The sequence below is a fragment of the Aeromonas ichthyocola genome (genome assembly GCF_046087985.1).
Taxonomy (GTDB): Bacteria; Pseudomonadota; Gammaproteobacteria; order Enterobacterales; family Aeromonadaceae; genus Aeromonas; species Aeromonas rivipollensis.
Genome location: NZ_JBJSWH010000001.1, coordinates 707852 through 720227, shown reverse-complemented (window position 1 = coordinate 720227; position 12376 = coordinate 707852). Strand labels below are relative to the sequence as shown.

Genomic DNA, 12376 nt, shown 5'->3' with positions numbered 1-12376 from the left:
CGGGGGATGGAAGACATGGGCGGGGAAAAAGGCCCCCCGCAGGGGGCCGAGGTGGTTAGCTGTTTGGCTTGAGTGACAACACGTGCAGCAGACGTTCCGGGGTGTCCGGGTGTACCTGCGGCTTGGCGACCGGGTTGTCGGCACTGAACCAGCCATTGAAGCGCTTGGTGCTGTATTCGTACCAGGTCGGGTTGTTGAACACAGGGATTATGGTCTGGTTGGCACCGACGCGTTCCTGGATGGCAAACATGATCTCCTTCTGCTTGGCCGCATCGGCGGTCTGGGTGAAGTCATCGATCAGCTTGTCGAGCTCGGGATCCTTGTAACGGGGCGCCGCGAAGCGGTTGCCGCGCTCACCCATGTTGCGGGAGTGGAAGGCGGTCTCGAAGTACTTGTGCGGGTTGGCACCGGCAAAGTAACCCTGCAGGGCGACGTCGAAGTCACCTGTGATCAGGTTCTCGGTCCAGACGGTGGCTTCCGGGGTGGAGGTCTTGGCGTTCAGGCCCAGGGCCTGCAGCCCTTCCACACCGATCTGGACTGTGTTGACCCAGTCGGTCCAGCCGTTCGGTACCAGCACCTTGAACTCGATCTTCTTGCAGCTCGGGGTGTCGAGGAACTTGTCGCCGTCACAGTCCTTGTAGCCCGCTTCCTTCAGCAGAGCCTTGGCACCTTCCAGGTCGAACTTGTTGTATTTGCCGTATTTCTTCTCGACGTCCGGGTTGTCCCAGGAGGCGAATGCCTTGCCAAGGCCAGACGGGTATTCGTTAACGGTCGGGTAGCCGTAGCCTGCGATGTCCACCATGGACTGGCGGTCCATCGCCATGGAGAAGGCGCGGCGGAAGTTGATGTCGTTGAAGGCTTCGTTATTGCCCGGGTTCTTGCTCTGGAAGTTGACGTTGAACGCCACTGTGCCGGAGGCGGGGAACCAGTACTTGTTGTTCTTGGGATCGTTGCCGACGTAGAGGCGCTCGATGTCCGGCACGAAGGAGCCGAACCAGTCCACGTCACCCTTCATCACAGCAGCCAGTACCTGGTCGTTGGTGGCCATCTGCGGCATGCGCAGGCAGTCGATGGCGAGGTTGGCGTTGTCCCAGTAGTGCGGGTTGCGGCACTGGGTATAGAGCTGAGCGGAGAAGTTGTCCACTTCGGTGAAGGGACCTGTGCCGACCGGCTTGTCGTTGGTGAAGGCAACCGGGTCTTTTACCGACTTCCACTGATGCTCGGGGACTATGGGCACCAGCACCAGGTCGTTCACCACGTTGGTGTTGACCTCGGCTAGGTCGAATTTGACCTTGTGCTCACCCAGCTTCTCGACACCCTTGATCTGAGTCCAGATGGAGCGCTCGTCCAGCGCCTTGTTGGCCTTGACCAGGTTGAAGGAGAAGAGGATGTCGTCGGCGGTGAAGGCTTCACCATCGGACCACTTGACCCCTTCGCGCAGGTCAAAGGTGACCGACTTCAGGTCATCGCTGAAGGCGTAGTTGGTGGCCAGACGATAGACGGGTTTGCCACCCTGCATATCGTTGAAGATCACCAGCGGCTCGTAGATGAAGTGACGGGTGGTGTGCAGCAGACCGGCCTGCAGGAAGGGGTTGAAGTTCTTGACCCATGCGGTCTCCTGTTGCGCGACCAGGGTCAGCACCGTCTTGTTCTCGGCGGCCATGGCGGTGCCGGCGGCACCTAGCATCAGGGTTCCCAGCATGACTGAGGTAGCGATTTTGGATACTTTGGCAAGCATATGTTTTCCTTTCTTATTTTTTGGTCTTCCATGGTTTTGGAACCCTTCGCCAACTTCGCCAACCCAGATAATTCCTCAGATAGTGCGTCGCTACCCCATGGAACCGCTCCATCCACTCTTTCAAACGCCTGTGGTACCCGTTCACATGCTGGATGTGGTACGCGCCAACCACGCGCTCGCCTTGACGATTACGCACGACTTGATGGGTCACTCCCTGCGCTTTGCTGAAACTGGCATACACCCCGGCGCCATCGCTACACAACACCGCATCTGACGAGACAAGGGGTGTCAAAACCGCTATCACCGTCTCGGCATTCATTTTCTCCAACTGAAAATCCGCATGGTGACCAGCCCGGTCCTGAACCACCATCACCGGGATGTAATCCGACCCTGTGCCTCGGGTACGGCCTTTGCCCCCACGATGGCGGGCCGGACGGAGCAAACCACGTTGCCCTTTAAACGACTCCAGGAAGAAGGTCTCATCGACCTCGACGATACCCCCTTCCCGTGCCGCCTGGTGGCTCGCCATGGCTTTCAGGAAGCGGTGACGCCACAAAAAGGCGGTGTTTTTACAGACCCCGCAGCGGACGGCAGCCTGTCGCACGGTCAGCCCGTCGATGAGGGCCTGGGCATAGTCTTCCCAGCACTGTGCCTTACGAAGTCGGGCCAGTGGCGTCTTGGTGAGAACGGAGCTGGTACGCAGACACTGCTTGCAGCGATAGCGACGCAGCCCTCGACTCCAGCCCCAGGGAGCCAACTGCGCGGCCTCGGCCTGGCAGTGAGGGCAACATTGGCAAGGGGGGAGTTGGGTGGCTAAGGAGGTGATGGGGTGAGGGGCGGTGAGTTCATGTTGCGCGAGGCGACGCTGGCGCAAGGTGAGCAGTGGGAAGAGAGAGAGTAGATGTTGAAAGGCTTGGGTATCCATGATGGAGGCCCTCAAGGTGATGACCTACTTCAAGGTTAGCCTTTCAACATGTAATTGGGACAGCGCCATAAAAAGCCGCCGCTCGCGGGTGCGACCCTGGGTTTCGCCTCGCCGTGTTCATCCTTCCCCAGCCGGTCAGGGGTTATACGAAAAAGAGGCTTTATGGAGTTGTTGTTACTGGCGGATGCGCCATCTGCCGCAGTCGTGGTTGCCTCATGGTATTTTGACGAATGGTGCCGCGACAGTGGTCGCTTTACTCAAGATCAGGTGCTGGCCAAGGTCATGGCGGCCACCCAGGTTGACCGGGCTCCGCTGATCGTACTGGCCCGCCAGGCCGGTGAATGGGTGGGGGCTGCCGAGCTCAAGATCCGTGAAATGGCGATATTTCCCGAGTACGAATATTGGTTAGGTGGGGTATATGTCGTTGAAAAAGCGCGGGGGCAGGGGGTCGCCTCCTTGCTGGTAACAGAGATCCTCAGCCGCGCTCGCAGGGCGGGGATCAGCAAGCTGTACTTGCAAACCGAAAACCTGACCGGTGGCGTTTATTGCCGTCATGGTTTCAAGGCCGTTGAGGAGGTCAATGATAAAGGCGTTCAGGGTCACTGACTGGCTTTTTTGTTGGCGCTTGTCGGGATCAATTAGCTGATCAGGCTGGCCCACAGGTCGTACTCGTCCGCCTCGTCGATGCGGACCTTGACCAGATCGCCGGGCTTCAGATCGGTTTCGCCGTTCAGGTAGACCAGGCCGTCGATCTCGGGGGCGTCGGCGAAGGATCGGCCAGTGGCGCCCTCTTCGTCCACTTCGTCGATCAGCACTGTCATCTCCTGGCCGACCTTGCGGGCCAGCTTGCGAACGGAGACCTGCTGCTGCAGCTCCATGAAGCGCTGGAAGCGCTCTTCCTGGACGTCTTCCGGCACAGGATCCGGCAGCTCGTTGGCCTTGGCGCCTTCGACCGGGCTGTATTTGAAGCAGCCAACCCTGTCCAGTTCAGCCTTGTCGATGAAGTCCAGCAGCATCTGGAACTCTTCTTCGGTCTCGCCGGGGAAGCCGACGATGAAGGTGGAGCGCAGGGTGATCTCGGGGCAGATCTCGCGCCACTTCTGGATGCGCTCCAGGGTGCGCTCGACGGTACCCGGGCGCTTCATCAGCTTCAGGATGCGCGGGCTGGCGTGTTGCAGCGGTATGTCCAGGTAGGGCAGTACCTTGCCATCGCGCATCAGCGGGATGACGTCATCCACGTGGGGATAGGGGTAGACGTAGTGCAGGCGCACCCAGATGTCGAGCTTGGCCAGCTCCTCGCACAGGGCGACCATGCTGGTCTTGACCGGCATGCCGTCGTAGAAACCGGTGCGGTGCTTCACATCGACGCCATAGGCGGAGGTGTCCTGGGAGATCACCAGGATTTCCTTCACACCGGCTTCTTTCAGACGCTTGGCCTCGGCCAGCACTTCGCCGATGGGGCGGCTCACCAGATCCCCGCGCATGGAGGGGATGATGCAGAAGGTGCAGCGGTGGTTGCAGCCCTCGGAGATCTTCAGATAGGCGTAGTGGCGCGGGGTCAGCTTGACGCCGTGGGCCGGCACCAGGCTGGTGAAGGGGTTGTGGGTCGGCTTTGCCACGTATTTGTGGACGTGGCCCAGCACCTCTTCATAGGCGTGGGGACCGGTGATCTCGAGCACCTTGGGGTGGATCTCGCGGATCTGGTTCTCTTTGGCGCCGAGACAGCCGGTGACGATCACCTTGCCGTTTTCAGCCAGGGCCTCACCGATCGCTTCCAGGGATTCCTGTACCGCGCTGTCGATGAAGCCGCAGGTGTTGACCACCACCAGCTCCGCATCGTCATAGCTGGGCACCACATCGTACCCTTCGGTACGCAGCTGGGTCAGGATACGCTCGGAATCGACCAGATTTTTGGGGCAACCCAAGGAGACGAATCCTACTTTGGGGGCCTGTTTTGTGTTGGACATCGCTCAATCACTCTTAGGTGGCTCTTATTCAAGGGCGCGGATTTTACCGGAATGGCTAACCAAAAACTATACAACCGAGGTTGTCAGGCCGAACAATATTTACGGTCAGCTTCTGTCCCTTGTCGTCAGGGAGGCTGTGCCCGCTCATGAGGGTGGCCACCGCCGTCCCCTCGCCGCCGGGGAAGCCTGGCCCTGGTTGACCCGGGTGGAGGGGACAAGCACACAGGACTTCTTTGAGTTGGCTTAAATCTGATAGGGTGGCATGTCCGCTGATGGGATATTCAAGGAGCACACAATGAAGAGCCGATCCTGGTTGATTGCCGCCGTCCTGGCACTTGCATCTGGCCCCAGCCATGCCGACTGGGCGAAATTGAAGGAGGCGGCCTCCGAGCTTGGCACCGCGGTGAGCGACACCAGCAAGGAAGCCTGGCAGGGGATCACCGACTTCTCCAAGGCGACCTGGGAGTCAGTCTCCAGCTGGGGAGCCGATGCCTACAACAAGGCGGGCGCCTGGTCGGAAGAGAGCGCCGCCACCGGCAAGGAGTGGCTGACGGCCGCCGACAAGAAGCTCGACACCATGCTCGAACCCAAGACCCCCGCTGAGGCCAGAACCGCCCTGGATACCATGGCCGATACCGCCCTGGTGCGGCTGTTCAACGAGCAACCCTCCGCCAAGCTGCTGTTTGACCAGGCCTACGGCTATGCGGTGTTCGACTCGCGCAAGTTCTCCCTGATGGTGCACACCAACCAGGGATCCGGGGTTGCCATCAATCGCAAGACGGGCAAGCACACCTATATGAAGATGTTTGGTGCCGGGCTGGCCGCCGGCATGGGGGGTAAGTTCTACCAGCAGGTGGTGCTGTTTGAAGACAAGGCCAGGTTCGATGCCTTCGTCAACAAGGGCTGGGAGGCCACCTCCGAAGTGGGGGCCGTGGCCGGCAAGGAGAGCGCCGAGCTGACCGCCAAGTACAATGGCGGCATGGCCATCTACCAGATAGGGGAGAAGGGACTGCTGCTCGATGCCAATATCTCGGGTTCCAAATACTGGCTGGATGACGATCTGAACAAGTGACGGTGGTCGCTGGCAGCGATCCGGTATTTTTCTTTTATCATGTTGAAATACTGCCTGTTTAAATGACGTGACTTGCAGTAAAAAGGGGGCCTTCGGCCCTCTTTTTCATGGGCGAAAGCAAGACACAGTCGTTAAACAAGGAGAGTGGTATGACCCAGGCATCTGAATCTGCCGTGGACTGGCGCCGGGAGTGGGAGCGGCAGAGCATCTATCTGCGGTTGCAGGAGGGCAGCCCCATGGTCCTCTGGGTCAATGGTGATGAGGTCGAGCCCCTGACGGAAGGGGCGGCAAAGGGGATCACCTTCGGCTGGGGACGGGCGGACGAGGGGACAATGGCGCTGGCGCTCGCCATCGTCGCCAGGCTGGTGGCGGTGGGCCTGGTGGCCCCTGAGCAGGCCACCGAGAAGGCGCACTTCCTGCACGACGAGGTGCTGGTCAAGCTGCCAGCGGACGAGCACCGAGATCTGCATCTCGGTTATCTGAAGCTGGTGCTGGGGTGACATGAGCCGGGACTAGGGCGCCCGCTTGTGGCTGCCCCTTAGCGCCGGCGGCCAGCCCCTTCTTCCCGGTTGGCACTCTAATTGCTTAAGGCTTGCCAGTGTCAATGATTTGTCTGGGAAGGGAAGATGGAAATAAGCGCAAGCAGCCTGATGCAAGAGATGCAGGCACTCAAGGTAGAAGCCGGTGCCACGCCGCTGACCCAGCCCGGTCGTCCGGTCAACTCGGATTTCGGTCAGATGCTGCAGCAGGCCCTCGACAACGTCAACGAATTGCAGGGCAGCGCCAACGATCTGCGCACCCGGTTCGATATGGGCGACAAGTCGGTGGACCTGTCCGAGGTGATGATCGCCGGGCAGAAATCCTCCATCGCCTTCGAGGCGACGGTGCAGGTGCGTAACAAGATGGTCGATGCCTACAAGACCATCATGAACATGCCGGTATAAGCGATCTCAATCAATCACGGCGACTGAACATCGTGAAGATGTCGGCAATAAGAGATCTCAATAAATTTTGACGACAGATCATCATGAAGATGTCAGCAATGATGAGCATGTCAGCAATAAGGACCTGAAGAGTGGCTAACGATCCAAACGGCGATCTGCTGATGAACAACGAGGGGGCTGCCGCCCTCGATGAGCACGAGCAGAAGAGCTCGGCCCTGGGCTTCTTGTCCAACACCGATGTGTTGCGGCAGATCACCCTGATCCTGGGGTTGACCATCTGTCTGGCCATCGCCGTCTTCATCCTGCTGTGGGGCAAGGAGCCGGAGATGCGTCCCCTCGGCACCTTCAACACCCAGGAGCTGGTCTCCACCCTGGATTACCTGGATCAGCAGAAGATCCCCTATCAGGTCGATGGCAAGAGCGTGCTGGTCAGCGCCGAGAATTATGCGGACATCCGGCTGCGCCTGACCCGCGCCGGCCTCGCCAGCAGCAGCGAGGCCAGCAACGATGGCGAAGCCATACTGCTCAAGGACTCCAGCTTCGGGGTCAGCCAGCGCATGGAGAGCGAGCGTCTGAAACTGAGCCGCGAGCGCCAGCTGGCGAGCGCCATCGAGCAGTTCCAGAACGTCGCCAAGGCCCAGGTTCTGTTGGCCATTCCCAAGGACAACGTATTCGCCCGCAACGAACGCAAGCCGAGCGCCACAGTCGTGCTGAGCCTGAAAGGGGCAGCGCTGGGCCAGGGGGAGGTGGACTCCATCGTCGACATGGTCGCCTCCGCCGTGCACGGCCTGGAGCCGACCCGCGTCACTGTGACCGATCAGAACGGTCGCCTGCTCAACTCCGGCTCCCAAGACCCGCTCTCTGCCCAGACTCGCAAGGAGTTTGCGATGCAGCAGAAGCAGGAGCTCGAATACAAACAAAAAATTGACGCCATCCTGATCCCCGTCCTTGGGGCTGACAACTATACGGCAGAGGTGGATCTCTCCCTCGACTTCTCCCAGCAGGAGCAGACCCGCAAGACCTACAATCCGGACCTGCCTGCGGTGCGCTCCGAGATGACGGTGGAAGAGAACAGCGCCAATGGCAGCAATGGCGGCGTGCCTGGCGCGCTCACCAATCAGCCGCCCGCCGCCTCCAGCATTCCCGAGCAGGCCGCCGGCGCTGAAGGGGGAACCGGCTCTTCCGGGCGCTCCCGCAAGGAGGCGACCCGCAACTTCGAACTGGACACCACTGTCAGCCACATCCGGCGCCAGCAGGGCGGCATCCGCCGCATGACGGTGTCGGTGGCGGTGGATTACAAGGCCGCTCCCGGCGCCGACGGTGCCGTCACCCGGGAAGCCCGCAGCCAGGCCGAGCTCGATACCCTGCGCCGTCTGCTCAGCGGCGGCCTCGGCTTTGACGTGACCAGAGGGGACACCCTGGAGGTGGTCGCCATTCCGTTCAACCGCCCCGAGCTGGAAGCCGTGGCCGACATGCCTATCTACGAGCAGCCCTGGTTCTGGCGCGCGGTGCGTATCGCCGCCTCGGTGCTGGTCATCATAGTGCTCATCGTCACAGTGGTGCGGCCCATGCTCAAGCGCCTGCTCTACCCGGATGCCAAGCCGGAAGGGGAGCTGGACTTCGACAACCACACAGTGCTGGGTGGGGATGACGAGCTGAGCCTGCTGGCGGCCCAGGCCGAGGCAGAGCCGGTGTTCGGCCTGCGGGATGGCCAGCTCAAGCTGCCTGACTTGCACCGTGACGAGGACCTGCTCAAGGCCGTGCGTGCCTTGGTAGCGAATGAACCAGACCTGGCCGCTCAGGTCATCAAAGAATGGGTAACGAACCGAGATGCCTGAAGAGAAGAAAAACCAAGTCACCGGTAACGAGATTACCGACAACCAGCGCCAGATCCTCGACCAGATGGCCGGGATGGAGATGGCGGCGGTGCTGATGCTGAGCCTCAACGAGGAGGATGCCGCCCAGATCTTCCGTCATCTCGAGCCCAAGCAGGTGCAGCGGCTCGGCATGTCCATGGCCTCCATGTCGGATTTCAGTCACGACCGTGTGGCGGCGGTGCATCGTCAATTTATCGACGACATCCAGAAATACACCAACATCGGCATCGGCAGCGAAGACTTCGTGCGCAAGGCCCTGGTGGCGGCGCTCGGGGAGGACAAGGCCAGCAACCTGGTGGATCAGATCATCCTGGGGTCCGGCGCCCGCGGCCTCGACTCCCTCAAGTGGATGGATGCCCGCCAGGTGGCCAGCATCATCCAGAACGAGCACCCGCAGATCCAGACCATAGTCCTCTCCTATCTGGAGCCGGAGCAGTCCGCCGAGATACTGAGCCAGTTCCCGGAGCAGGTGCGCCTGGATCTGGTGATGCGTATCGCCAACCTCGAAGAGGTGCAACCGGCGGCGCTGCAAGAGCTCAACGACATCATGGAAAAGCAGTTCGCCGGTGCGGCCGGGGCCCAGGCGGCCAAGATGGGTGGCCTCAAGGCTGCCGCCAACATCATGAACTACCTGGACACCAACATCGAAGGCCAGCTGATGGACTCCATCCGCGAGTCGGACGAGGAGATGAGCCAGCAGATCCAGGACTTGATGTTCGTGTTCGAGAACCTCATCGACGTGGACGATCGGGGCATCCAGACCCTGCTGCGGGAAGTGCCGGGGGATCTGCTGCAACGGGCCCTCAAGGGCTCGGACGACCAGATGCGCGAGAAGGTCTTCAAGAACATGTCCAAGCGGGCCGCCGAGATGCTGGCGGACGATCTCGAGGCCATGGGGCCGATCCGGGTCTCAGAGGTGGAAGCCGCCCAGAAGGAGATCCTCTCCACCGCACGCCGTCTGGCGGACGCGGGCGAGATCATGCTGGGGGCTGGCGGTGGCGAAGAGTTCCTCTAAGCCATGGGCAATGGAATGTGCGATGATGTCGCCCCCTTCGTCCGGCACCCTAGGAGTGTCTTTCGCACATGAATAACAAGAACAGCAAGCTGCGGGGCTATGTCAGACCCGAGGCGGACGAGACCCGGGTGGAAGCCTGGGGTTGGCCCGAGATGGAGGTCGAATCCGAGATCCAGAGCAATGCCCTGGGGCTCGGCCCTGACTGGTATCGCCAGGAGCAGGCGGACGAGATGCCGCCCGAGGAGCAGCCCGAGGAGCCCACCCCCAGCATCACCGCCGAAGAGGTGGAGGCAATCCGCCAGGCCGCCTGGGAAGAGGGGCTGGCCGAGGGGCGAGAGGCCGGCTTTGCCAAGGGGCTGGAGGAGGGCAAGCTGGAAGGCTTGCAGCAGGGTCATCAGGCGGGTCTGGAGCAGGGCCGCGAAGAGGGGCTGGCCCTGGGCCGCGACCAGGTGGAGCAGGAGATTGCCCACTGGCAGGGGCTCGTCTCCCGCCTCGCCAATCCCCTGAGCGAGCAGGACAGCGCCGTGGAGCAGCAGCTCATCGCCCTGGTCCAGCAGCTCGCCCGCGCCCTCATTCGCCACGAGGCCGAGACCTCCCCAAGACTGTTGCTTGAGGCCCTCAAGCAGGGTCTTGCCCTGCTGCCCGCCGCCGAGCAAGGGGTCACCCTGATGCTGCACCCGGACGACATGGCCCGGGTCGAGCAGGCCTTCGGCGCCGAGGAGTGTGCCCGGCGTCACTGGCGGCTGCAAAGCGATCCCACCCTATCCCCGGGGGATCTGCAGCTGGCCACCGAACTCTCCAGCATCGATCTGACCCTCTCGGGGCGCATCGATCAACTGCTGCGCAACTTCCTTCGTGACAATGCCGACTGACACCCTGTTCCGCTCTGGCACAGGGAAGCCAGGCTGCTGCGCACTGTCTCCCGGCCTGGTGACAATGGCGGCAGGCTCCCTGTCTCTGCCTCTTTCCCCTTTCTCACTGGAGGCGCGATGACAGCATCCCTGCTCAGTCGACTGCAAGGCTACCGGGTCCGCGATCTCGCCCCCATACCGCCGGTGGCGGGCAAACTCACCCGGGTGGTTGGGCTGACCCTGGAGGCTATCGGCTGCCGCGCCGCCATCGGGGCCTTGTGCCGCATCGACACCCAGGATGGCATGCTGGAGGCCGAAGTGGTGGGCTTCTCCGGCGATCGGCTGTTTCTGATGCCGAGCGAGCAGCTCAAGGGGATCATTCCCGGTGCCCGTGTGGTGCCCATCACCGAGGATCACGGCATCCCGGTGGGCATGAACCTGCTCGGCCGGGTCATAGACGGCATAGGCCAGCCCCTGGACGGGCTGGGCCCCATCATCTCCTCCCAGACGGTGCAGTTCGCCCAGCATCGCATCAACCCGCTGGCCCGTCGTCCCATCCATGAGCCCATGGATGTAGGGGTGCGCGCCATCAACGCCGTGCTCACCGTGGGGCGGGGCCAGCGGATGGGGCTGTTCGCCGGCTCCGGGGTCGGCAAGTCGGTGCTGCTCGGCATGATGACCCGCGGCTCTGTGGCGGATGTGGTAGTGGTGGGCCTCATCGGTGAGCGGGGCCGGGAGGTGAAGGAGTTCATCGAGGAGATCCTCGGTGCCGAGGGGCGCGAACGTGCCGTGGTGGTGGCGGCACCGGCCGATGCCTCGCCGCTGATGCGCCTCAAGGGGTGCGAGACGGCGCTCGCCATCGCCGAGTATTTCCGCGAGCAGGGGCTCAACGTGCTGCTGCTGATGGACTCCCTCACCCGCTACGCCCAGGCCCAGCGCGAGATCGCCCTGGCAGTGGGTGAGCCGCCGGCCACCAAGGGCTATCCGCCCTCGGTGTTTGCCAAATTGCCGGCACTGGTGGAGCGGGCCGGCAACGGCAGCGACGGTCAGGGCTCCATCACGGCCTTTTTCACCGTGCTGACGGAGGGGGACGATCTGCAGGATCCCATCGCCGACGCGGCGCGGGCCATCCTGGATGGCCACATAGTGCTGGCGCGGGAGCTGGCGGATGCGGGCCATTACCCGGCCATCGACATCGAAAAATCCATCAGCCGGGTCATGCCCATGGTGACCTCCCCGGAGCACATGGAGCTGGCGCGCGCCTTCAAGCAGTTCTACTCCCTCTATCAGCAGAACCGGGATCTCATCACCATAGGCGCTTACAGCCAGGGATCGGATCCGCGCATCGACAGGGCCATCATCCAGAAACCCTATCTGGATCAGTTCTTGCAGCAGAAAATGCGCGAGGTGGTTCCCTACGACGAGGGTCTGCAATCCCTGCACATGGTGGCCATGCCGCTGATGCGTTAACCGGTGGAGTGTCGTGATGAGTAAAGGATTAACGTTGCTGGCGGGCCGACTGCTGGAGGCCGAGCAGCAGGCCGCCATGGCGCTGGCCAAGGCCCAGCAGGATCTCAAGCTGTTCATGGATCAGCAAAACGCCCTCAACCAGTACCGCCAGATCTATCACCAGCAGTGGACAGACCGCGGCCTGCAGGGGATCACGCCCCAGCAGAACAGCCAGTATCACGCCTTCATCAACAAGCTGGAAAATGCGGCGACCCAGCAGTATGAAGGGGTGTTGCAGGTGCGCGAGGCGCTGGCCCAATGTCGTACCCAGTGGCTCGAAGCCCAGCAGCGGCGCAAGGCCGTCGAGCTGCTGCTCGAGAAGCAGGCGGGACGAGCCCAGCTGAAGGCCCAGCGTCAGGAGCAGAAGATGCTGGACGATTACGCCATACTGCGACGCTATCACCATTCTGGCCTGTAACTTGCTTTCTATTGCCAACACAGGCTAAGACGCCGCCTCCGCCCCCCGGATGTGCGGTCA

The 12376-nt window shown here is 61.8% G+C and carries 11 protein-coding genes and 1 pseudogene; 9 read left to right on the top strand and 3 right to left on the bottom strand.

Annotation, left to right across the window (positions count from 1 at the left end):
- Positions 1-55: 55 nt before the first annotated feature.
- The gene (locus tag ACF2JD_RS03390) at positions 56-1738 is read right to left on the bottom strand and encodes an ABC transporter substrate-binding protein (RefSeq protein WP_106887484.1); all 1683 of its coding nucleotides are present in this window, start codon (positions 1736-1738) and stop codon (positions 56-58) included.
- 55 nt (positions 1739-1793) lie between these two features.
- Positions 1794-2663, bottom strand: a pseudogene (locus ACF2JD_RS03385) (IS1595 family transposase); the annotation flags it as partial.
- 162 nt (positions 2664-2825) lie between these two features.
- On the opposite strand from ACF2JD_RS03385, the gene ACF2JD_RS03380 reads away from it, so the two are divergent.
- On the top strand, positions 2826-3269 hold the full coding sequence (locus ACF2JD_RS03380; protein ID WP_440986759.1) for a GNAT family N-acetyltransferase: 444 nt from the start codon (positions 2826-2828) through the stop codon (positions 3267-3269).
- Positions 3270-3301: 32 nt separating this feature from the next.
- On the opposite strand, the gene rimO is transcribed toward ACF2JD_RS03380, so the two are convergent.
- A complete protein-coding gene (gene rimO, locus ACF2JD_RS03375) occupies positions 3302-4630 on the bottom strand; it encodes a 30S ribosomal protein S12 methylthiotransferase RimO (protein ID WP_440986758.1) in 1329 nt (442 codons plus the stop codon).
- A 295-nt stretch (positions 4631-4925) separates the two neighbouring features.
- On the opposite strand from rimO, the gene befA reads away from it, so the two are divergent.
- The 8 genes from befA (at position 4926) to fliJ (ending at position 12316) form a co-directional block, all read left to right on the top strand.
- A complete protein-coding gene (gene befA, locus ACF2JD_RS03370; RefSeq protein WP_163136083.1) occupies positions 4926-5702 on the top strand; it encodes a beta cell expansion factor BefA in 777 nt (258 codons plus the stop codon).
- Between the two features lie 149 nt (positions 5703-5851).
- Positions 5852-6202: a hypothetical protein gene (locus tag ACF2JD_RS03365; protein ID WP_440986757.1), complete on the top strand. Its 351-nt coding sequence runs from the start codon at positions 5852-5854 to the stop codon at positions 6200-6202.
- Positions 6203-6328: 126 nt separating this feature from the next.
- Positions 6329-6646 carry a flagellar hook-basal body complex protein FliE gene (fliE, locus tag ACF2JD_RS03360; RefSeq protein WP_106887480.1) on the top strand — a complete coding sequence of 106 codons (318 nt, stop codon included), beginning with the start codon at positions 6329-6331 and terminating at the stop codon, positions 6644-6646.
- A gap of 131 nt (positions 6647-6777) precedes the next feature.
- Positions 6778-8484 (top strand): flagellar basal-body MS-ring/collar protein FliF, encoded by a 1707-nt coding sequence (gene fliF, locus ACF2JD_RS03355; RefSeq protein ID WP_440986756.1) that lies wholly within the window; start codon positions 6778-6780, stop codon positions 8482-8484.
- Positions 8477-9538 carry a flagellar motor switch protein FliG gene (fliG, locus tag ACF2JD_RS03350; RefSeq protein ID WP_025326240.1) on the top strand — a complete coding sequence of 354 codons (1062 nt, stop codon included), beginning with the start codon at positions 8477-8479 and terminating at the stop codon, positions 9536-9538. Before fliF ends, fliG begins: the two co-directional genes overlap by 8 nt.
- A 68-nt stretch (positions 9539-9606) precedes the next feature.
- Entirely contained in the window at positions 9607-10410 is an 804-nt protein-coding gene (fliH, locus tag ACF2JD_RS03345) for a flagellar assembly protein FliH (RefSeq protein WP_440986755.1), read from the top strand.
- Between the two features lie 117 nt (positions 10411-10527).
- Positions 10528-11859 carry a flagellar protein export ATPase FliI gene (fliI, locus tag ACF2JD_RS03340; protein WP_025326242.1) on the top strand — a complete coding sequence of 444 codons (1332 nt, stop codon included), beginning with the start codon at positions 10528-10530 and terminating at the stop codon, positions 11857-11859.
- 16 nt (positions 11860-11875) lie between these two features.
- The gene (fliJ, locus tag ACF2JD_RS03335; protein ID WP_106887478.1) at positions 11876-12316 is read left to right on the top strand and encodes a flagellar export protein FliJ; all 441 of its coding nucleotides are present in this window, start codon (positions 11876-11878) and stop codon (positions 12314-12316) included.
- Positions 12317-12376: the final 60 nt, after the last annotated feature.